This is a genomic window from Rhodospira trueperi (assembly GCF_900101965.1).
GTDB classification, from domain to species: domain Bacteria; phylum Pseudomonadota; class Alphaproteobacteria; order Rhodospirillales; family Rhodospirillaceae; genus Rhodospira; species Rhodospira trueperi.
Genome location: NZ_FNAP01000013.1, coordinates 104,759 through 127,032, shown reverse-complemented (window position 1 = coordinate 127,032; position 22,274 = coordinate 104,759). Strand labels below are relative to the sequence as shown.

At 66.4% G+C, this 22,274-nt stretch carries 17 protein-coding genes and 1 tRNA gene; 6 read left to right on the top strand and 12 right to left on the bottom strand.

Going from position 1 to position 22,274, the window contains the following annotated elements:
* Positions 1 to 268: 268 nt before the first annotated feature.
* From BLS85_RS15270 to tssA, 12 genes are all read right to left on the bottom strand, one after another.
* Positions 269 to 868, bottom strand: coding sequence for an NADase-type glycan-binding domain-containing protein (locus tag BLS85_RS15270; protein ID WP_143027217.1), 600 nt, complete (start codon positions 866 to 868; stop codon positions 269 to 271).
* A 372-nt stretch (positions 869 to 1,240) separates the two neighbouring features.
* Positions 1,241 to 1,331: transfer RNA gene (locus BLS85_RS15265), tRNA-Ser, on the bottom strand.
* 110 nt (positions 1,332 to 1,441) lie between these two features.
* Positions 1,442 to 2,065: a 16S rRNA (guanine(966)-N(2))-methyltransferase RsmD gene (gene rsmD / locus BLS85_RS15260; protein WP_245699255.1), complete on the bottom strand. Its 624-nt coding sequence runs from the start codon at positions 2,063 to 2,065 to the stop codon at positions 1,442 to 1,444.
* Positions 2,062 to 3,606, bottom strand: a complete 1,545-nt coding sequence (locus BLS85_RS15255; protein ID WP_218128452.1) for an ATP-binding protein — start codon at positions 3,604 to 3,606, stop codon at positions 2,062 to 2,064. The genes rsmD and BLS85_RS15255 overlap by 4 nt, the downstream gene beginning before the upstream one ends.
* Before the next feature lie 291 nt (positions 3,607 to 3,897).
* On the bottom strand, positions 3,898 to 4,947 hold the full coding sequence (gene tssG, locus BLS85_RS15250) for a type VI secretion system baseplate subunit TssG (protein ID WP_092787596.1): 1,050 nt from the start codon (positions 4,945 to 4,947) through the stop codon (positions 3,898 to 3,900).
* Positions 4,944 to 6,770: a type VI secretion system baseplate subunit TssF gene (gene tssF / locus BLS85_RS15245; protein ID WP_092787595.1), complete on the bottom strand. Its 1,827-nt coding sequence runs from the start codon at positions 6,768 to 6,770 to the stop codon at positions 4,944 to 4,946. The genes tssG and tssF overlap by 4 nt, the downstream gene beginning before the upstream one ends.
* A complete protein-coding gene (gene tssE, locus BLS85_RS15240) occupies positions 6,763 to 7,260 on the bottom strand; it encodes a type VI secretion system baseplate subunit TssE (protein WP_092787594.1) in 498 nt (165 codons plus the stop codon). The genes tssF and tssE overlap by 8 nt, the downstream gene beginning before the upstream one ends.
* 4 nt (positions 7,261 to 7,264) lie before the next feature.
* A complete protein-coding gene (locus BLS85_RS15235) occupies positions 7,265 to 8,098 on the bottom strand; it encodes a type VI secretion system accessory protein TagJ (protein ID WP_092787593.1) in 834 nt (277 codons plus the stop codon).
* 58 nt (positions 8,099 to 8,156) lie between these two features.
* The gene (gene tssC / locus BLS85_RS15230; RefSeq protein ID WP_092787592.1) at positions 8,157 to 9,734 is read right to left on the bottom strand and encodes a type VI secretion system contractile sheath large subunit; all 1,578 of its coding nucleotides are present in this window, start codon (positions 9,732 to 9,734) and stop codon (positions 8,157 to 8,159) included.
* A 33-nt stretch (positions 9,735 to 9,767) separates the two neighbouring features.
* Complete coding sequence (gene tssC / locus BLS85_RS15225) at positions 9,768 to 11,264, bottom strand: type VI secretion system contractile sheath large subunit (RefSeq protein WP_092787591.1); 1,497 nt, start codon at positions 11,262 to 11,264, stop codon at positions 9,768 to 9,770.
* Complete coding sequence (gene tssB / locus BLS85_RS15220) at positions 11,261 to 11,791, bottom strand: type VI secretion system contractile sheath small subunit (RefSeq protein WP_092787590.1); 531 nt, start codon at positions 11,789 to 11,791, stop codon at positions 11,261 to 11,263. The genes tssC (BLS85_RS15225) and tssB overlap by 4 nt, the downstream gene beginning before the upstream one ends.
* A 165-nt stretch (positions 11,792 to 11,956) precedes the next feature.
* A complete protein-coding gene (tssA, locus tag BLS85_RS15215; RefSeq protein ID WP_245699254.1) occupies positions 11,957 to 13,087 on the bottom strand; it encodes a type VI secretion system protein TssA in 1,131 nt (376 codons plus the stop codon).
* 589 nt (positions 13,088 to 13,676) lie between these two features.
* On the opposite strand from tssA, the gene tssH reads away from it, so the two are divergent.
* The 6 genes from tssH (at position 13,677) to tssJ (ending at position 22,225) form a co-directional block, all read left to right on the top strand.
* Complete coding sequence (gene tssH, locus BLS85_RS15210; RefSeq protein WP_425438486.1) at positions 13,677 to 16,448, top strand: type VI secretion system ATPase TssH; 2,772 nt, start codon at positions 13,677 to 13,679, stop codon at positions 16,446 to 16,448.
* Between the two features lie 126 nt (positions 16,449 to 16,574).
* On the top strand, positions 16,575 to 17,048 hold the full coding sequence (locus BLS85_RS15205; RefSeq protein WP_092787587.1) for an Hcp family type VI secretion system effector: 474 nt from the start codon (positions 16,575 to 16,577) through the stop codon (positions 17,046 to 17,048).
* Between the two features lie 88 nt (positions 17,049 to 17,136).
* On the top strand, positions 17,137 to 19,068 hold the full coding sequence (locus BLS85_RS15200; RefSeq protein ID WP_176793785.1) for a type VI secretion system Vgr family protein: 1,932 nt from the start codon (positions 17,137 to 17,139) through the stop codon (positions 19,066 to 19,068).
* Positions 19,069 to 19,081: 13 nt separating this feature from the next.
* Complete coding sequence (locus BLS85_RS15195; RefSeq protein WP_092787585.1) at positions 19,082 to 19,735, top strand: DUF6931 family protein; 654 nt, start codon at positions 19,082 to 19,084, stop codon at positions 19,733 to 19,735.
* A 15-nt stretch (positions 19,736 to 19,750) separates the two neighbouring features.
* The gene (gene tagH, locus BLS85_RS15190) at positions 19,751 to 21,595 is read left to right on the top strand and encodes a type VI secretion system-associated FHA domain protein TagH (protein WP_092787584.1); all 1,845 of its coding nucleotides are present in this window, start codon (positions 19,751 to 19,753) and stop codon (positions 21,593 to 21,595) included.
* A 63-nt stretch (positions 21,596 to 21,658) separates the two neighbouring features.
* Positions 21,659 to 22,225, top strand: coding sequence for a type VI secretion system lipoprotein TssJ (gene tssJ / locus BLS85_RS15185; protein ID WP_092787583.1), 567 nt, complete (start codon positions 21,659 to 21,661; stop codon positions 22,223 to 22,225).
* Positions 22,226 to 22,274: the final 49 nt, after the last annotated feature.

The window sequence follows — 22,274 nt, the reverse complement described above, 5'->3', positions numbered from 1 at the left end:
CTCGGCGCCCCTGTCGCCTCCCCCGTGCCGAACCTCGCCGAACTCGTCACAGCGCGCTGCCAAGCCTGACCGCCCGCACTTCTGCCCCGGTTACCCGCCTCTGGGCGGTTTTTCTTTATTCCGCACGAAAACGCCCTTAACGAGCGCGTCTGGGCGAATGCACTCGGGAGCGGAAGGACGTCCCGAAACACCCGTCAGAAGTCCCATTCATCGCGGTGACGGGGATAACCGGCCGCGCATCGCCTGCGGGCCGGTCGCCCGGGTCACCTCACGGGTCAAACGGAGAGGCCTCCAGATCGGCCTCTTCCATGTCCACTCCCAAGGCGGTCAGGCAGGTATCCTCGTAGCGCGCCCCTGGATAGACCGAGAGAATCGTCAGGTCCGTCACGGCGCTGTGGGTCCAGTCCGGCAACTGCACGATCTGCGTCCCCATCTGGTCCTCCAGCCGGATGTCCAGCCTGGATCCGTCCTCCAGGCGGACGCGCAGATCCCTGATTCGGCCGTTGGCCTGGAACGTTTGCTCGGTCCGCTGATAGCCGTTGGCGATCAACAGCGTGCGCCAGCTCAGATCGGCCGGCGCCCAGGACAGCGTCAGGCGCCCCCCCTCCCCCGGGCCGTCCTGGCCCTCGCACCATGCCCAGCCATCGGGGCCCGACACCAGGTTCTCCGGACCGTAGGAATAGGCGCCCTGATCCGGCAGCGCGGAACTGACACAGATCCTCAGCACGTTGACGTACTGGTTGGCTCCCATGGACACACACTCTTCGGCGTGCGCCGAGGCGACGGCCAGAAAACCGGAAAGGGCCACAACACAGGCCAGAACGCTGCGGCGGGCCGCAGTGGGACACACCGCAACGGTGATGGTCATGATGACGACCTCGACTGCGTTGATCATCGATCGGATAGACGCGTGGACCGGGGTCTTGTCCAGGGGCGCGACGCGCGAACGCGTCGGCAGGGCCACCCCGTCCCCCGCTCACTTTCGGCAGGCCTCGCCGCCCCCGTCAAGCCTGATGCACGCGGTGATGCCAACCGGAAGAACAGCCGCTGAAAACACTGGCCTTCGCGAAGCCGAACCCGGTCGGGCGAGGTTCGCTCTGTTGAAGACGGAGGGCCGTTCAGAGATTTCAGCTTGGAGACGCGCCTGGCTCCGGGATTCGGGCGGTTCGGCCAAACGCCTCTAAATCAAAAAGAAAAAGGCCCCCAAAGGGAGCCTCATCTCGGGTTCGCGAAAGAATAATGGCGGAGGGAGAGGGATTCGAACCCTCGATACCCGGTTAGGGTATACACACTTTCCAGGCGTGCGCCTTCGACCGCTCGGCCATCCCTCCTCCGTGTCCGGCGATATCCCGCCGGAAGCGCCGGACCATATCGAACCGACGGGGCCGATGCAATGCCCTTGCGGCATCTGCCGCACCCGCGTCGTCCGGCGTCTTCACCCTCATTCCCCGCCCGCGCGACGGCGCAGGATACGCAGCCGCGCGCGTCCCTGCGCCCGGTCGTCGATCAGCTCGAACCCACCCGGCACCGGCAACGCCTCGTCGCGGTCGGTTTCCACGACACACAGCGCGCCCGGCGCCACCCAGCCGGCCTCCACAAGCGCCATCAGCGCCGGGCCCGGCAGATCCATCCCGTACGGAGGATCAAGAAACACAAGGCAGGCCGGCGCCACACCGTCCGGGCGCGCCGGCGGCCGCGTGGTGTCGGCCCGCAGCACCGTCGTCTCGTCCGACACGCCCCAGTCCGTCACACGCGCGGTCAGATCACGAACCGCGCCCCCATCCCGGTCCAGGAAGACGGCATGGCGGGCGCCGCGCGACAACGCCTCCAGCCCCAGGGCGCCGGTGCCAGCGAAGGCGTCCAGAACGGTGGCGCCGACGAGGCTGAACCGCCCGTCCGCGGCACAGCGATGGATCAGCACGTTAAACAGCGCCTCGCGCGCGCGGTCGGACGTGGGGCGGATGGCATGACCGGACGGAACAGCAAGGGTCCGGCCCCGCAACCGGCCGGCCCCGATGCGCAGTCGTCGCGGCGCCCCGTCGGCGGTCGCCCGGGCGCGCCTCATGTCGTCGTGGTCAGCAGCCGGGCGGCAGGGAAGCGCAGCGTCACGGTAGTGCCGACGCCGACGCGACTGAACAGATCCATGGTTCCGGCGTGCAACTCGATCAGCCCCTTGACCAGTGGCAGCCCCAAGCCCGTGCCTCCGGGAGCCGTCTCGCGACCCTGGCGGAAGGGTTCCAGGACGGTCTGGATCTCCTCCTCGGCGATGCCGGGCCCGGTGTCCGCCACCGCCAGCAGCGGGCAGCCGTGGTGATCGATGTTGACGGTCACCAGGACGCGCCCGCCCCCGGGCGTGAAGCGCAGGGCGTTGCCGACCAGATTGAACAGCATCTGACGGACGGCGCGCGCGTCGGCGCGAATGGGCGGCATGTTCGGTTGGATCTCGATGTCCAACCGAATGCCCTGACGGATCGCCCGGGATTGCATCACGGCCCGCGTTTCTTCGACGATCTCCGTGAACGAGACCCGCTCATCAGCCAATTCCGCGCGGCCCGCCTCGATGCGGGAGAGGTCCAGGACATCGTTGATCAACGCCAGCATATGCCCACCGGCAGACCCGATGTCGCGGGCGTAGTCCTCGTAGCGCGGATCACCGACCGGCCCGAAGTGTCGGTGCTCCATCACCTCCGCCATGCCCAGGATGGCGTTCAGGGGCGTGCGCAGTTCGTGGCTCATGGTGGCGAGGAAGCGCGACTTGGCCTTGTCGGCGTCCTCGGCGCGTTTGCGCTCGGCCAGGGCCTGCTCGCGGGCATCCTCGATGCGACCGAACAGACGGGCCATGGCGGCGCCGCTCAGGCCGATGCCGGCCAACCCCAGCAGCCAAACGCCGCCATGGGCGAGCACGGCGAAGCGCAGGCTCGGCGCCTGGATGGCCGCGATGGGGACCATCGGCACGGTCACGCTGATGCCGCCACGCAGATCACCCTCGATGTAGCCCTGTTTCTCGTGGCATTGCAGGCAGGCCTTGTCGACCATCAAGGGACGCATGAAACGGAGCACGGCGCTGCCGTCAGCACTTTGCGCCAGGGCGGCGTATTCTGTTTCACCCTGATCGAATCGCTTCAGGGCCGCCGCCTCCCAGTCCCGCGCCCGGTTGGCCGGGCGGATCGGGTCCAGGCTGGTGATGTGGCTGACAATCCCGGTGTGCTGGGCCGCCATCCCATGCACGATGCGCGTCATATAGGACGGATTAACCATGGTCAGGGGGCCAGCCGCCGTCTCCAGGTCGCGATGCTCGACATCCAGATAAGGATTCGGCTCCACCTGGTCGACGTGGCCATACACGCCCCCCATCTGGGCGTTCCAGGCCCGGTAGACCAAATCGCGGTTGAACGCGGCATCGGCGTCGGAGCGGGCCAGTTCGAACGCCTGTTTGTCGAACAGGCTCATTTCCCAAGCCAGCGAAGCCCCTAGGACGGCCGTCCAGCCCAGCATGACCAACAGCGTGAATCCTAGAAACCGTCGCCGCAGCCGCCGCGTCATGGCGGTCCCCATCTCATGGATGCAGGCCGTCGATTCGTCGCGTGGGGCGGTGACGCCTGCCATCGTTGTCGTTGTGCATGGCGGCAAGCATGCCCGAACACAACGTTGGTTTCCAGAGCGTTTCGACGACGGCAGGATCACAAACCGAAACCGGCGACGCGAGGGGGATCGCGCCGCCGGCCGGGGGATTGGAAGAACGCTTTGGGACGCTCTCAACACCGCAGACCATAGAGCCGCCCCCGTTACGGCGGGCTTTCCCGCCCATGAACAATCCGTCATGCCGCGAGGCTCATACCGACCGACGACAGAATTGATCCCGGCCGAAGAAAGGGCCTCCCCGTTTTTCCGCCGACATCACAAATCGCGAATCATGAACACGGCCTCCTCGGCGTCCTGCCGGGGTGTCTCGTGGACCAGCCATGTGTTCCAGCCCAGGCGCGGTCCCTCGTCGGTGTCGGCCCCGGCGGAGGGCATGCGCAGGCGGGGAACCTCCCGCCGCGCCAGCACCACCTGAACATCGAACGCGAACTCCGGCCCGACGTACAGGCGCGTTACCGCCGCCAACCGCCGCAGTTCGTCGCCATCCGGCTGGAACTGGCGGAACTGCACCCACGTTAGAGGACCGATGCGCAGACGCAGGCTTCCCTGGACATCCCACACCCGATTCCCGGCCACCGTATCGAGCCCCAGGCAGCATCCCTCCGGAGCGCCCAGCCGGGTCTGTTCCTCCGGCGGCAGAGTCAGCCAGCGGCCATGGAACTGAAGAAGCTGGACCGGCCGGCCGAACATCGCGCTGAGCATTCCTTCCAGGGCCACGGCCGACGGCGGCCGATGGCTGAAATGCCCGCCGTAGTGAATGATGCACTCGTCGGGCACCGGCAGCCGGCCGCGCAGCCCCGGCAGGCCCAACCCCACCAACGCCAACAGTGTTTGGGTGACGGGATCGGTATCCCCCTCCTCGACCAATTCATAGGACTGATCAAGGCGGTATTTCGCGGCGGCGCGCCAGAACAGCGACAACAGCCGGTGATTGAAGGTATCCAGGAAATCGCGCATCGCCGGATCCCGCTCCCGGGTCCGCTGCATCACGGTTTCCGTGTAGTGCTGCGGCAACGCGCCATTCGGCCCGGTCATTCCCAGGAACGTGGCGGAGACGTGCGGCGGCCCGTCCTCGTCCTCATCGCGATGGCGACGCGGCGCCACCTGCCCGGGCTGGAACCCCAGGGCCTGATGCGCGGTCAGACGCACCGCCGTTTGTGCCGGCGGATGATCGTATCCGACCGGGCGACCGGTCTTGGTGCGCAACCCCTCGCGCTGCCACAGCCGCACCGCCTGCTGGAAGGTGAAGCGGTGCGGCTCCGCCCGCAGGCGGTCGATCACCCCGCCCGTCTTTGCGGCGGTCATAGCATCACCCGCGTGCCGGCCCGCGCCGGGAATCGGCACAACAGGCCCGGCCGGCCGCGCACCGACACCGACAAGCGCGTGAAGGAGTTGACGGAGCAGTACAGGGCCAGGAACCGGTTCAGCACACTGGCGAACAGGAAGGTCCCCGCGCCGGGCGTCGCGCTCTCGTCCAGATCCAGGGTCACGTCGAGACCCCGGGCCACGGCGGCGCCCACCCGCGCCGTCGTGCGCGCCACGCCGGCGCGGGCGGTCAGTCCGACCACGCTGTCGATCAGGGCGCGGGTCTCGGCAGTGCCGCGAATGTCATACAGGGCAAGGATTTCGCGAAGCGCCCGCACCGCCTCGTCACCGCCGGACAGGGACAGATGGTTCAGCGCCAGATGGGAAACCAACCGCCAGCGCCCACCGGGCCCACCCGTCGGTCGAAGTGTCCGGGTCGGCGGCGTCAGGGCGGTGATGCCGGTGACGGCCGCCGTGGCCTCGACCAGCCCCATGCGCGGATTGCCGCCGCCGAACGGCAGCGTGTTCGGCAGATCGCGGTTTATGCACAGCGTTTCGATCGAGAGCACCCAGCCGTCCCGGGCGGCCCTCTCGAAATCCATATCCACCAGGCCGAGATAGACCTCGGTGCCGCTGTCCTCGGTCACCCCGGCGCGGCGATCCGCCATCCAGTACCAAGGACGGACCCCGTCCTCATCGGACTGCCCGTGGGTCATGCCGTAGAACGGCCGGACTTCCACCACCTCGTCCGTGGGCGAGGTCGCCAGCACCCGCTCAATCCGGAAAACCTCCAGCCCTTGCGGCCGCCGCGCGTCGGGAATGACGCGGTAATCGGGGGTATTCTGCGTCACCTCGATGGGTTCGGCGCGCTGCGGCAGCATGTTGACCACCGGCGTGCAACCGAGCCCGAAGCTGGCCGCCGAGACGGTGCGTTCCAGATCACCGAACCCCCGGTTCAGATAGACGAACACCTCCAGGCGGTTGCCGGCCTCCAGCATGATCTTGGCGTCTAGACCACACAGATCGACGAACAGGAACTTCTCGGGGAAGGCGAAGAATTCCGTCAGCAGGCGATACCCGGGCGCCGAGCGCGCAGACCACGGCAGCAGGCCCTCGTCCTCCTCGAACCCGACCGGCTGGACGGCCTCCGGCCCCAGGATGACCGGCGCGCGATCCTCCGGCGTGTCGGCCAGGGCCACCGACAGGGTCTCGTTCACCAGCATTTCGTAAAGCGAGAAGGCTTCGTGCGACTCCCCGGACAGGAACAGCCGCAAGCGGTCAACGCCCAGGTTCGAGAACGTCTGCTCCGGCTGCGCGCAGCGGAAGGTCAGGCGCAGACAGGCGGTGGCGTTGGAGGCTCGGGGGTTGTTGGGCGCCTGGAACGGCCGCCCGGTCAGCGAGGCCTGCTCCAGGACCACCGGCCACAGCACGGTGTCGAACCCGGTGCGGAAGCGACAGGGCTCGCCGTGGGCGGCACTGGTGTCGATCTCGGTTCCGCGCGGCACGGTATAGGACCCGTCCAGATCCGGCTGGCAGGTCATGGACACCACGGCCATGGAGGGCACCGGCGCCAGATAATGCGGGTACAGCACCCCTAGCAGCGCGTCCGTCAGTTCCGGAAACGAGTCGTCCAGCTTCAGCCGGATGCGCCCGGTCAGGAAGGCGAAACCTTCGATCAGGCGCGCGACGTGCGGGTCCTCGGCGACCGTCTCGGACAGCCGCAAGCGCCCCGCTGCCTTGGGGTGGCGGGCGGCGAAGGCCCCGGCCAAGCGACGGATGGCCGTCAGTTCGGCCTGATAGTGGGGAAGCAGGTCATCAACCATGATCGGCGTTGCGCACCTCCAGACCACGCGTGACCGGATCCAGGACACTGTCGAAGATCACAGGCTCGGGCGACGGATAGGCCCGCATCAGGGCCTCGATGCGGAAGCACAGACTGCGGTCCAGCGGTTCGCCCTCGTCGGCCAGCGACACCGACACCTGAATGAAGCGCGGCTCGTACCGACGGACGGTCTCCTCGACCGCTTTGCGCAGCGCCTCCCGGTGCTCCTCCGCCGCCATGTCCTCGCCGGTAAAGTCGGGAATGCCGTAGTTGACCACCGATTGGCGCAGTTCGTCCAGATCCGGTGGCGGAGACAGGCAGCGATGACGGGTGTTCAGCAGCATCTCAAGGTCGCGCCGCACGGATCGGCGCAGGGCCTCCAGGTGACGCGAAACGGAGGTGGACCGGCCGTCCAACATGTCATCATCGTCGTCGTGCAGCCGGTCCAGAACCGAAGGCAAAGGCGGCTGCTTGAGCGCCCCATAAGCCATTGGATCAGCCCTCAGCCTGGGCGACGGATCGCGGCTGGTCCACGGTCAGGGTGGCGAGGTCCATCACCGGCATGTCCTGATCCCCCAGCAGCCAGCAACGCTGCCCCAGGCCGAACACCGGCCCGCTGTCGTCATCGCCGATCCACTCCGTCACGCGGCCCAGCAGGTGATCAGCGCGCGGCGCGGCGCCCGGCGGCGGAACGTACAGCGCGGGAATGAAGACCTCGCCCTCCGGTCCGTCGGAAACCTCGATCGAGGCCCGGCGCCAGATCAGGTCGCGCGGACGCTCGGGCGCATGGAACTCCAGCGAGACGACGGTGTCGAAGGCAATCCAGTAGTACGACCCGGACGCCGAGATCACCTCCAGCACCCCGCCGGTCAGATCGTCCAGGTCGCGCAGATCGTCGAACGGCGTGTCATTGTGCTTTCCGGCAACGGCACGGCGCGCCGCCTCGGCGTCGGCCAGCAGCAGACGCACGCCGTCCATGTCCCCGGCGCGCACAGCGGCCAGCGCCTTCAAGTGCGCCTGAAGGCAATCGTCGGGCGGACCGACGAACTCGGGCGCGCGGCCCTCGCGGAACACCTGATCGCGCTGGATCGCGCCCCGCAGCACGCGCCGGAACACCCCGATGCCGACGGCGTGGTCCTCGTCCTGAAGAGCCATCACCTCCATCATCTTGTCGGCGCGTTCGATCTCTCCGGTGAAGCACAGCATTTCGGCCAGCCGACCGCGCGCCTGCACGTCCTTCGGGTTGCCCTTGACCTCGGCGGTCAGGGCGGCGATGGCCCCGTCAAGATCGCCGGCCTCGAACAGGGCGGTCGCGGAACTGTCGGTCATGGTGTTCCCTCCAATGGCGGCAATGGCGGCGTGACGTGGCCGATGCGCCCCGACCCCATCAGGTTCCGGCGCGCAGGGCGGTGGTGTCGAGTTCCAGTCTCAGGGTGCTGAACACCTGATCGATCTGGAAATGCGGAACGACGTGGCAGACGCAGTTGTAGGTTCCGGGTTTGCCGGGAATTTCCTTCACCGAGACCGAAGCCTCGCGCAGGGGGCGGCGGGCCTTTTCCTCATAGCTGGCGTTGGCCCGGCTCTGGACGTACTGCATCAGCTTTTCGTGCAGGAACAGTTCGCATTCGCCGGGGCTGGCAAAGGAGCCCGTCTTGTCGCGCGCCATGACCTTGACGAGATGGGCAAAGCGCGAGACGCACAGAATGTAATGCAGCATCGCCGACAGACGTGCGTTGGCCGTGGCCTCCGGGCGATCATAGCGTTGCGGCTCCTGGATCGAGCCGACGGCGCGGAAGACCGCGAACGGCGTGTGCTGTTGGGCCGCGAGCGGCATCAGCCCGACCTCGCACAACTCGCTTTCGCGCACCTCCGGCATGGCCACCGCGACCGGGCCGCGCGTGGCCAGACCGGGACGATCCGTGCCGAAGTCCGGCGCCGGCAGGTCCTCGATCAGACCGCCGCCGGCCTCGTCACGCCGCGCACCCCGGATGTTGGCGAACCACCGGCATTCAAGGAAGGAATGGATGGCGACCCGGCCGAAGGCATAGACGGAAGAGGTCCATAGCCAATCGGACGCATCGGGATTGGAAACATCCTCGGCGTATCGGAACGGTTGGTGCCCGCTGCCGTCGTCGTCGTGGCGGTCGCGGATCAGCACCGTCGGCAACGCGATGCCCAGGAAGCGGCTGTCCTCGGCGGATCGCAACGAGCGCCAGCGGTCGTATTCCGGGCTCTTGAACAGACCGGCCAGCCGGATCGGCGCCGTCAGTTCCCCGAAGCTGTCAAGCCCGAGCAGGGCCGGCGTGCAACCGACCACCATCGGCGCGAAGGCAGCGGCGCAGACACCGGACATGGCGCGGAGCGCCGAAACGTCATCCGTGGAATGGGTCCGGTTGAGTTTGTGCTGCACGGCGTAGTCGCCCAGCAGAAGGCTGAAGGGCTGGCCACCCGGCGTGCCGAACTCCTCCTCATAGATTTTCTGGAACATTTGGCTCTGATCGAACTCCAGCGCCCGTTCCATGTCGCGGCACAGTTCGGCCCAGCTCAGGTCAAGAACCCGGACGCGCACCAGGTCATCGCCACCCACCGACTCGACGAGGTAGGCCAGCCCCCGCCAGGAGGCTTCCATCTGCTGGAACCGGGAATGGTGAAGAATGGCGTCCACCTGCGCGGACAGCAGGTGGTCAAGCAGGGCGATGTCCCGATCAAGGGCAGCCAAGAGCCGGTCGCGGTCCAGCGATGTGGCCCTGTCCGTGCCCAACCACGCCAGCAGGGCCAGGTCCCAGCGGTCGAGGGCGAGAAACCGATCCAGCGCCCCGTCCCCCGTGGCCTCCCCCGTGGCCTCCCCCATGGCCTCCCGCGTGGAGCCGGACAGGCCGGCCCGCACACGGGGAGGAGGGCGCGGCCGGGCTGGTCGCGCGATGACGGTCGCATCCAGATCGATCGCACCGTCGGAGTGTCGCACGCCAGCCCCTCCGTGCCCGTGTCCGGCGGCCGCTTACGACTGCTTCGGAATGCGCGCCACAAGCCGCATGGAGGTGGTCAGTTCCTCCATCTGCAACCAGGGACGCAGATAGGCCACGGCATTGTACGAGCCCGGTTGCCCGGGGATTTCCCGCACCTGAACCTCGGCCTCGCGAAGCGGATAGGATGCCCGCATGTCCTGGTCCGCGCCCTCCTTGGAGTTGACGTAGTTCAGGATCCAGCGGTTCAACCACGCCTCGACGTCGGGCGCCTCCATGAACGAGCCGATCTTGTCGCGCGCCATGACCTTCAGGTAATGGGCGAAACGCGATGTCGCCATGATGTACGGCAGACGCGCCGAGATGGAGGCGTTGGCCGTGGCCTCGGGCCGGTCGTACTTCTTCGGCTTCTGGGTCGTCTGGGCGCCGAAGAAGACGGCGTAGTCGGTGTTCTTGTAGTGACAGGCCGGCAGGAAGCCCAGCTTGGACAGTTCCGACTCGCGCCGATCCGTGATGCCGATCTCGGTCGGGCACTGGGTATCGGTGTCGCCGTCGTCGCTGATGAAGTTGTGGGTGGGCAGGTTCTCGATCTTGCCGCCGCCCTCGGCGCCGCGAATGGCGGTGCAGAACCCGTATTTGGCGAACGCGTCGGTCATCCGCGCGCCCATCGCATAGGCCGAGTTCATCCAGCAATAGTGTTCGTGATCCATCCGCGCGGCCGTGCCGTCGGGGTTGGTCGGCGCCTCCTCGTAGGAGAACTCCTCAATGGTCTTGGTAGCCTCGCCGTAAGGCAGTCGGGCCAATACGCGCGGCATGGTCAGGGTGACGAAGCGGCTGTCCTCGCTTTCGCGGAAACTACGCCACTTGCCGTATTCGACGGTATCGAAGATCTTCTCCAGATCGCGCGGCTTCGACAGTTCGGTGTAGTCGTTCAGGCCGAACAGCTGCGGCCCCGCCGCCGAGATGAACGGCGCGAACGCCGCCGCCGCCACGTTGGAGATGCCGGACAGCAGTTCCATGTCCTCGGGATGATTGGTGAACTCGTAGTCGCCGATCATGGCGCCGTAAGGTTCACCGCCCGGGGTGCCGAATTCGTTTTCGTAGATCTTCTTGAACAGGCCCGACTGGTCGAACTCGACCGCCCGGGTCAGATCCTTGTGCAGTTCGCGCTTGCTGGCGTTGAGAACCCGCAGCTTCAGGCCAGCGGAGGTCTCGGTGTTCATCACCAAGTAGTGGAGACCACGCCAGGAGCCCTCAAGCTGCCGGAACTTTTCATGGTGCATGATCACGGCCAGCTGCTCCGAAAGCTGCTGGTCGATCAACTCGATGGCCTTGTTGAACGTCTGCGTCAGGTTGCGCGAAAAGGTGATCGTTCCCTTCAGCGCCTGTTCGGTCAGGGTCTTGATCAGGTCCTGAGCGTGATCCGGCTCGGTCTGCTTGGTGGCGGCAATCGCCTGTTCCAGCAGGCTGGGGCCTTCCGCGACCGCAGTTTCAACGGCGGCCGACTCCTGGGCGTTCTGGGCGTCGCTCATGCCTTGTCCCCTTCGTTCGCAGGCTGCTCATCGGTGACACCCAGCGCGTCTTTCAACGCATTGATGTCATCGTCGTTCTGCAGGACCTTTTCCAGCAGGGCTTCCAGTTCCTCTGACCGATCCGCCTTGGACATCAGGTCCCGCAGCTTGTTGCGGGTTTCCATCAGGGACTTGAGGGCGGGAACCTGTTCGGCCACACGGCCCGGCTCGAAGTCATCCATGCCCTTGAACTGGAGGTTGACAGACATTTCGCTGCCGTCCCCCTTCAGGGTGTTGTTGACCTTCATGTTCAGCCCCGGGGTCATGCGCTGCATGACCTGATCGAAGTTGTCACGGTCGATGGTGACGAACTTCCGATCCCGCAGCGGCGGCAGCGGCGAGGTCGGGTCGCCCGAGAAGGACCCCAACACGCCCATCACGAACGGCAGTTCCCGCTCGACGACGGCGCCCTCGGTCTCGACGTCATATTTGATATGAACGCGAGGTTTGCGAACGCGGGACAGTTTCTTGTGAACGCTCTCGGCCATGATCGTCTCCCGTCTGGCAACGAATTCCTGTCATTTTGTCTGAAGTCTACTGGGTGTCTACTCGCCTGTCTTTCCGCGCCGGACGCCAACGCAACACGGTCAGAAGGCAGCCCGGTGCAGGCGAACGTCGCGCCGATGAGCCACGGCGTCGCCGCCGGCCAGGGGTTACCATGAACTGCCGCCGTCCTCGTCCGGCGGCGGCGTCACGCCGGCCCGCACGAAGAAGGTTTTGCGCGCATCCGAGTCGGGAATGAGTTCCTCCAGAAGCTTGTCGAGCGGCAGGCGACCGCGCCGCACCAAGTCCTCCAGAGTCCGTGGAATCACCGACTGTGGTTCGGTGCGTCGGAAGAAGTCCGCGATCTGCAGCATCTGCTTGAAAGCCTGTTCGCGGTCCCGGATCGGGCCGCTCGCCCCGCCACCGCCACCACCGGCCGCCGCGCCCCCCGCCGATGCGCCGGCGGACGCCGGCTCCTCGGCCTCGGGTTCCGCGCCGGCAGCCGGCTCCTTGTTCCAGGTGCGCATGATGACGCCGACGGCATCCGCGACCTCTTCCAGAATGCGCGAGATGTTCGAGGTCGGCGGCGCATCGGCGCCGCACTTCTCCGTCATCAGCGCATCAAGCCGCGCGAAGCTGTCACGGGCGCCCTGGACCTCCTCCGACAACGCGGCATAGAACGACGCCGGGGTTTCCAGCACGGACTGCCCGAACTGCTCATAGCTGATGGCGCCGGCATCGACGCGGGCCTGGATTTTCCCGGGATCGTTGAGCTTCTGAAGCTCGTTGGCCTGTTCATACTGCCACAGGCCGTACTGACCGCTCATCCCCTCGGTCAACGGCAGCAGGCGGATGGGCGCGATCAGGGCGCCGTCCCCCCCCACCCCGTTCAGGCCCGCGATCGGGTCGGTCTTGTCCTCGATGGAGTCCTCAATGGGCGGGTACAGATCGTCCCAGTATTGCTCGACGAGGCCCGCGACCAGATCGAAGCCGTCGCGCAGGCCGGCAAACCCGTGATGCCGCGTGGCCGCCTCGATCAACCAACAGGCCACCCGCAAATCCTTGGACTGGGTGGCCAGCACACCCGGCGCGGATTCAAGGATGTCACCCCATTGTTCGGGGATGGCGGCCTCGTCATCCATCATCGAGGCACGCTCCGCGGCCGCCGCGGAGCGGCGCAGATCACCCAGGGTAAACAACGGCGAGGTCCCCGATGTATCCTCGCGAAGATTCACGCCGACCGGATTGTCCCCCTCAATCGGCGCCAGCATCGTGTCAATGTCGAGCACGCGGTCTGCCATCAGAGTCGTCGCCCCCCAGCGAAAGCCCTCCCCATTCCGATCATCGGTGACCGGAGCGGTCGGGCGAATTCAATTGCCGTAGCCTACTGTGTCATCGGGAGGCTGCCAAGGGCGTCGGAGGCGCCCGCAGAAGCTTTGCGCCTGCCCGAACCGTCAATAGGTGATCAAGCCCGCGCTTCTGAAGGTATCTTTGGTCAGTAAAACGCGGGCGCCCGGCGAATAACCACCACTGATAAACATAGGCGGGACCAACAGAGGCAATTTTCCCTGATTGGGCGTTGCGTACCGCACGCGCCCGTCATTCGGTGTGTCTCCGTGAGTCACGGTCGTGAATTCCGGGCAAAGCGGGTCGGCCCGGGTCTTTCCAGCCTTGTCATTCCGCTCGGACTTGTCGCACCATGCCTTCAGACAACCTTGGGGCTCCGGGACGGGATTGACCTCCCACGAGCCAAGGCGGGGTGGAGACGGGGTGACGGGGCGCGCGCCGGAGTTGCGCGGCGTGTCGTCCTGCGAACGCAATTCGAGGTGATGGGGGGCTTTCGGAATGTCGGGGGTTGATATCGGATCTTTGCTGGCGCGCCTGTCGCCAATGGCCCGACGGACCTTGGAAGGCGGCGTCGCCACGGCGGTGTCCCGAACCCATTTCAATGCCGAACTCGAGCATTGGTTGCTGCGGATGGTCGAGGAGGACGCGACGGACGTCGCCCTGATCCTCAAGTCCGAGGGCATTGACGCGGGTCAACTCGCGGGGTCCCTGACACGGGCCCTGGATTCGCTGAAGACCGGCAATGCCCGGACGCCCGGCCTGTCGCCTCAAATTCTGGAGGCCGCGCGCGATGCCTGGAACCTCGCATCGCTGAAATATGGCGCCGACCGGGTGCGCACGAGCCATGTGCTGCTGGCCATTCTGTCGCGCGACACGCTTTCGGCGACCGTTTTGCAGTCCGCACCGGCGCTGCGCCAGATTTCGGTCGAGGCCCTGACCAACACCCTGCCCGAACTGACCGCCGACTCGCCGGAGGGACAGGGCGCCGGAGCCGGCCCTGGTGCCGTGGCCGGGCCGGAAGGCGGCGCTGGTGGCCCGGCGAAGAAGGGCGGCGCGCTCGACCAGTTCACCATCGACCTGACCCAGCGCGCGCGGGACGGCGCCATCGACCCCGTCCTGGGGCGCGATCAGGAAATCCGGCAGATCATCGACATCCTGACCCGGCGGCGGCAGAACAACCCGATCATGACCGGCGAGGCCGGCGTCGGCAAAACGGCGGTGGTCGAGGGCTTCGCACTGCGCGTCGCCGCCGGCGACGTGCCGCCGTCCATCAAGCCGTGCGTCATCCGCACCCTGGACCTGGGCCTGCTGCAGGCCGGCGCTGGCATGCGCGGCGAGTTCGAAAACCGCCTGAAATCCGTGATTGAGGAGGTGAAAGCCTCCACCCAGCCGATCATCCTGTTCATCGACGAAGCGCACACCCTGATCGGCGCCGGCGGACAGGCGGGCCAGGGCGACGCCGCCAACCTGCTGAAGCCGGCGCTGGCGCGCGGGGAATTGCGGACCATCGCGGCCACGACCTGGGCCGAGTACAAGAAGTATTTCGAGCGCGACGCGGCGTTGGCCCGGCGCTTCCAGGTCGTCAAGGTGGAGGAACCGTCGGAGCATGGCGCCGTCCTGATGATGCGCGGGCTTGTGTCCACGCTGGAGCAGCATCACGGCGTGCGGATCCTGGATGAGGCGGTGGTCGAGTCGGTGCGGCTGTCGCACCGCTACATCAGCGGTCGCCAATTGCCGGACAAGTCGGTCAGCCTGCTGGACACGGCCTGTGCCCGCGTTGCCCTGAGCCAACATGCGACGCCGTCACAGGTCGAGGATCTGCGGCGCGCCGTGGAGCACCTCGACACGGCCATCGGGATCGCCGAACGCGAGGCACAGGTGGACGCCGCGCGCGCCGCCGATGTCACCGAGATGCGCGAGGACCGGGAAGCCAAGGCATCGGAACTCGAAGCGCTTGAGGCACGCTGGAAGGAAGAACTAGCGCTGGTCAAAGAGATCCGGGATCTGCGCGGCAAGCTGGAAACCGCCGCCGCGACGGATCGGGCGACCGCCGGCGCCGGCGCCGCCCCGGACACCGAGGCCGGGCCGCTTGATGCCGCCGCACCGCCACCCGAACCGCTATCCGACGCCGAAATGGCCGCGCTTCGCGTCGAGCTTGATGCGAAGGTCAAGGCCCTGCGGACCCTCCAGGGCGAGGACCCGCTGATGCAGGCCGTGGTGGACGGTCAGGCCGTGGCCGCCGTGGTGGGCAACTGGACCGGCATTCCGGTCGGCCGCATGGTCTCCAACGAGATCAACACCATCCTGTCGCTTCAGGAAAAGATGGCCGAGCGCATCCTGGGACAGGACGCCGCCCTGGAGGTGATCTCGGAAACCGTGATGTCCGGCCGCGCGCGTCTTTCCGATCCGCGCAAGCCTTTGGCCGTGTTCATGCTGGTGGGCACCAGTGGCGTGGGGAAGACGGAATCCGCGCTGGCCCTCGCCGATCTGCTTTATGGCGGCGAGCAGAACATGACCGTCATAAATATGTCCGAATTCAAGGAGGAACATAAGGTCTCGCTGCTGATGGGGTCGCCGCCCGGGTACGTGGGGTACGGCGAGGGCGGTGTCCTGACGGAGGCGGTGCGGCGCAAGCCCTACTCCGTGGTGCTGCTCGACGAGATGGAGAAGGCACACCCCGGCGTGCAGGACATTTTCTATCAGGTGTTCGACAAGGGCATGCTGAAGGACGGTGAGGGCCGGGACATTGATTTCAAAAACACGGTCATCATCATGACGTCCAACGCCGGCACAGACACCATCCACGCCCTGTGCGCCGATCCCGACACCATGCCGGACACCGCCGGGCTGTACGATGCCCTGCGACCCGAGCTGCTCAAGGTGTTCAAGCCGGCCTTCCTGGGGCGCGTGGCCGTTGTGCCGTTCTTCCCGCTGCCGCCCGAAATCATCAAGGGCATCGCCCGCCTCCAACTGAGCCGGGTTCAGGCCCGCGTGGCCGATGCCTACAAGGCCAATCTGGACATCGACGACGCGGTGATCGACCTGATCGCCGAGCGCGCCACGGAGGTCGAATCCGGGGCCCGCGTCATCGACCGGATCATTACCCGCACCATCCTGCCGGATCTGTCGGCGCGTATCCTGTCGTGCATGGCGGCGGGACAGGTGGTGCGGCGCGCCACCCTCACAGTCGGTGCCGATGCGAGCATCGAATGCGAGGTCGAGGGGGTGGACGCGCACACGGGACCGGGGGCTCCGACCGCCGACAACGGCGCGGCGGAGGCCGACGGGGACGCGGCGGACGTTCAGGCCGGCTGACGCTCCGCATGGGGCCGACCGACCCCGGCGTCTGTATTCGAGGACCATCGCAGCTGGGAATTCATTCGCGCATCACTTCAAGGTTCGAGTACTAGACTGGATCAACTGAGAACGAGGGACAGGGCCATGGCCATTTACGTGAAGTACGGCAGCATCAAGGGCAACGCGACCCATCAGGAACACAAAGACTGGCTTGACATCGACAGCATGCAGTTCGGCGTCGGTCGCGCCATCAGCACGCCGGTCGGCTCCACCCAGAACCGCGAGGCGTCCGAGCCGTCGGTCTCCGAGATCAACCTGACCAAGCTGATGGATGAATCCTCGGTTGACCTGTTCCAGGAGTCCTGCACCAGCCACAACGGCAAGGACTGCACCATCCACTTGGTGTCGACCGGCAGCCCCGGTCGCACCTACGCGGAATACAAGCTCACCAACGCCCTGGTGAGCAGCTATTCCATGAGCACCGGCGGCGACCGGCCGAACGAAACGATCTCGATCAACTTCACCAAGATCGAGTTCAAGCACATCGCCTACGATGAAGCCGGCAAGGGCTCGCCGAAGTCCACGCACTACGACCTGACCACCACCAAGGGGTCGTAACCCAGGCACGGTAAGGGTCCGACGGTGGTGAACCGCGCCATCGTCGGATCGTGCCGGGGGCTTTCCCAGGCAGGCGATGGGGAGACGTATGAGCGGACTCCAGATCAAGGAAGGTGATCGCTATCTGCGTCTGCGTACGCCATTGGGGCCGGACGAGCTGATTCTCACCCGCCTGGAGGGTGAGGAGGCCATTTCCGACCTCTTTCGTTTTCAATTCGAGATGGTGTCGCCGAACGAGGGCCTCGGCGCCAAGGATCTCCTGGGCAAGCGTGTCACCGGCATCGTGCGCCGGCCGACCGATGAGGAACCACGCTATTTCTCCGGCATGGTGACGTCCTTCGGGCGCGGCCCGATGTTCACCCGAAACTACCGTTACTACGCGTGCGAAATCCGACCGTGGTTCTGGTTCCTGACCAAAACAACGGACTGCCGGATTTTCCAGGACCGCGATATCATCGAGATCGCGGAGAAGATTTTCGGTGAGCATGGGTTCTCTGATTATGATTTTGGTGGCGTCAAGTCGAAGCCACCAAAACGGACGTATTGCGTCCAGTATCGAGAAACGGACTACGATTTTATTTCTCGTCTTTTTGCCGAAGAAGGATTTTATTATTATTTCAAGCACGAAGACCAGAAACACACGCTGATGGTCGCCGACTCAAGCTCCGGTTATGGCGACACGTTCAACGACAAGGTTCCGTTCCGCGCCCAGGAAACCCTAACCAACGTCATCAGCCGCTGGCAGGCCGCCGAAAACTACATCACGGGCACATGGACCCAGCGCGACTACGACTTCAAGAAGCCGTCGGCCGACCTGACCACCACGACCCGCACGGTCAAGCCGGTCAGCGGGCTCGATAAGTGGGAAATCTACGACTACCCCGGTCGCTATTTCGAAAAGGGCCGCGGAGATGCGTTCACCCGCAAGCGCATGGAACTGAGTGAGCGCGACTTCGAACTGACCGAAGGCGAGAGCGACTGTCCCGGGTTTTATTCCGGTGCCCGGTTCACCCTGAGCGACCACGAGGTGGAGAGCGAAACGGGTACCGAGCACGCCCTGACCCGGGTCTCTCATCTGTCGCACGACTACACCCAGGTATCGGGCGATGCCGATCCGCCGATCTACCGCAACAGCTTCGTCTGCATGCCGGCCGATGTCGTCTTCCGCCCGGATCGGCCGCACCACAAGCCGGTGGTGGCCGGCCCGCAGACGGCGGTCGTGGTCGGACCGTCGGGCGAGGAAATCTATACCGACGAGCACGGCCGGGTGAAGGTCCAGTTCCATTGGGACCGCGAGGGCAAGGAAGACGAAAAAAGCTCGTGCTGGATACGGGTGTCGCAGCCCTGGGCCGGCCGCCGCTGGGGCGGGATCTTCATTCCCCGCATCGGCATGGAGGTGATCGTCGATTTCTTCGAGGGCGACGCCGACCGTCCGATCGTCACCGGATACGTCTACAACGGCGAAAACCCGGTGCCCTACGAACTCCCGGCCAACAAGACGCAGAGCGGGTTCAAGACACGCAGTTCAAAGAACGGCGGCGAGTCCAATTTCAACGAGCTTCGCTTCGAGGACAAGAAAGGCGAGGAGCAGGTCTACGTCCACGCCGAGAAGAACATGGATCGGGTGGTCGAGAATGACGATACGCTTGATGTGGGCCATGACCAGACCATCGAGATCGAACGCCACCGCACCGAAACGGTGAAAACCGGCAACGAAACCGTCGATGTCGACCAGGGGAACCGGACCATCACCCTGGGTCAGGGCAACGACAAGCTGCACCTGAAGATGGGCAACCACACCACCAAGATCGATCTGGGCAAGAGCGAACACGAGGCAATGCAGTCCATCGAACTCAAGGTCGGTCAGAGTTCGGTCAAGCTCGACCAATCGGGGGTGACCATCAAGGGCATGCAGATCAATATCAAGGGTCAGGTGACGACCAACGTCGAGGCCGTCATGACCACCGTCAAGGGCAACGGCGTGCTGACCCTTCAGGGCGGTATCGTCAAGATCAACTGATTGAGGGCAGGCGATGGCCGGCGAACCCCAGGCCGAGGCGGCGGCCCCGACACGATGGAAGAAGGTCAAGGCGACCCGGACCGGCGATCTCGGCCTGCCGCCGGAGACGGCCGAGGACATGCTGGGCGAGGCGCATGACGCCCTCGCCGAGGCGCCGCCGGAGGCCGTCATCACACGATTGGCCCGGACCGAGGATCAGGCCGCCACCGCCGTACGCCTGCTCGCGTTCGCCCTGCCCAAGCGCGAAGCGGTATGGTGGGCCTGTCTGGCGTCCCGCGCCGACATCGCCGCCGATCCCAAGCCGACGCGCCCGGCGGATACCGCGTGCCTTGAGGCCGCAGAGGCCTGGGTCTACAAACCGGTCGAGGAGCGTCGGCTGACCTGTTACCGGGCCGCCCTCGCGAGCAAAACAGACCGCCCGGCCTCGTTGGCCGCCCTGGCCGCCGCCTTCAGCAGCGGCAGCCTGGCCCCCCCCGACAGTCCGCCTGAGGTTCAGGCCATTCCGCCCGATGACTCCCTGACAGCCCAGATCGTCGGCAACGCGGTGGTCATGGCCGCCGTACGCACCGATCCCGCCCAGGCGTCCCGGCACCTTGCGCGACTCCTGGATCAGGGGTGCGATATCGCGCGGGGCGGCAATGGCGCCCTTGAATCTTCACCCGCCTGACGCGAGACGGATCCAATGGCCGCGCGACTGACACTGACCCTGTCCTCCGGTCTGCCCGGCGGCCCGCCCGCCGGCACCTCCCAAGTCCTGGAAAGCGGCCGTCTGACGCTCGGTCGTGGCCCGGACAATGACTGGGTGCTGGCCGACCCGGAACGCCTGCTGTCGAAACAGCACTGCGAGATCGCCTGGACCGGCGACGCCTTCGTTCTCACGGACACCAGCACCAACGGCGTCTTCATCAACAACGCCCAGGCTCCCGTCGGGCGCGGCCAGACCGTTGAACTGGCGCCGGGCGACAGCGTGCGCCTGGGTGACTACGAACTCCTGGCCCGCATTGATGACGACATCGACCGCGAGGACGTGGAGGAATACGCGCGCGATGCCCAGCCGTGGACCGCGTTCGAGGAGCGGACCTATTACGGCACCGGCAGCGCGCCGCCCCAGTCGCCGTCGGCCGACGACGACGGGCCGGGCTGGATCGGCGGCCAACGAGACGACGGCAACGGCGGCCGGTTCGGAGGGCGCGGCGCGAGTTCGAGCACGGGCGCCGGCCTGTCGCCGTTCGAGGACCAACCCGCCGACTGGCTCGACGATCCGATCCGGCCCAAGGCGCCGCCGCGTCCGCCCGCCACCCCGGCCGATCACACGCCGGCCGAACACGATGTCATGCACACCCCGCGGATCATGCACGAGAAGCGCCCCGAGGTCCTGAGCAAGGACTGGGACAGCGAACTGGATGACCTGTTGGGGAACGCGCCGCTGCAACCCGGAACCGGCCGCGCACCACCGCCGCCATCGTCTCCTCCACCGTCGCCGCCGGCCTCCGGCGCGGATGACTTTGACGACCTGCTGGGCGACGCGCCGATTGCCGGAGGGCAGCCGTCGCCACCACCAGCGCCGACGCCGACGCCGACGCCGGACTCCCGGCCGGCATCCCGGCCAATCCCCCCGCCGACCTTTGACGACGATGACGACGACGCGCCGTTGATCTCCGGCTCGTTCCCTGACGACGAAGAGAACAGCGGCGACCGGGTTCCGCCTCCGACCCAAGAGGCCGACGCACCACCGCCACCTCAACCGACACCGGCACCGGCGGCCGAACCTCCGGCGCGTCCGCGCCCTCCCGCACCGACGCCAGACCCACCCCCTGCCCGCCCGGCCGATACAAAGGCGAATCCGTTCGCCATGGACGACGGCGAGGCCGCGCGCCCGACCCGCCCGACCCCGGTGGCCCGCGCCGAACCCCCACCGTCGGCCGGCGCCGGACCGACGGACGCCAGCGGTGAGGCTCTGATCGCGGCGTTTCTGCGCGGCGCGCACCTCGATCACGCGCCGAAGAACGTTTCGCCCGAAGACCTCATGGAAACCGCCGGTGCCCTGTTGGTGGCCATGACCGAGGGGCTGCGCGACCTGCTCCAGGCCCGGGCCACGGTCAAGAACGAAATCCGCGCCGAACAGACCATGATCCGCGCGCGCGGCAACAACGCGCTGAAATTCTCGGTCAACGCGACCGAGGCCCTGGAGCGCCTGCTGGCACCACCCGGCCAGACCTACATGGACGGCCACGCGGCCACGGAAGAGGCATTCAAGGATTTGCGCACCCACGAACTGGCCACCATGGCCGGCTCCGCAGCGGCGATTCAGGCCGTGCTCGCGACCTTCGATCCGGCGACCCTGGAAGGGAAGCTGTCCGGTCGGCAGGGACTGGGCGGCCTGCTGTCGGGCGGCCGGCGGGCGAAGCTTTGGGAACTGTACGAGGCGCACTATCGTGAACTGGCCGACGAGGCCACCGAGGATTTCGACAGCCGCTTCCAGCGCGAATTCCGCAAAGCCTACGAACGGTTGAGCAAAGACGTGTAGCATGGACAGCGCGAGAGCGCTACGATCCCCGGCACTCACAGAATACAGGTGGGAGACAAGGTGATGAACGTGATCAGAAAGGCCGGCCGGTGGACGCGCCGGTCCGTTACCGGACGCATTCTTGGACTGCTGGGCGTCGGTCTGGTCGCCCCCCTCGCGCTGAGTGCATGCGCCAGCGCACCGCCGCCACCACCGCCACCGACCACGGTTGTCCTGTCGATCAACGCGGACAACACCGTCAACATGGATCCCATGGGCCAGCCGGCGCCGGTTCAGGTGCATGTCTACTGGCTGCGCGCCGCCACCGCGTTTCAGTCGGGCGACTTCTTCCAGTTGACCGAGCAGCCGGAAGCGGCTCTCGGCCAGGAACTGTCCGCCCATCAGCAGATGATCGTCCGTCCGGGCCAGGGCGTGTCGATCCAGCGCACGGCGCAGGCGGGCGAGACGTATGTGGGTATTGTCGCCGCCTATCGCGATCTCGATAACGCCGTCTGGCGCTCCGTCGCGCGACTGCAACCGAACACACAGAACGCGATCACCGTTCAGATGGGACAGCGGGGCGTAACCCTGACGACTGGCACGGCGCCAAGCGCGCATTTGAATCTGGAGGAATCTCCGGACGCCGGCTAGGCAACGCGACCCGGACACGGAGGAGACATGGCAAGCGGCACGGACAGGG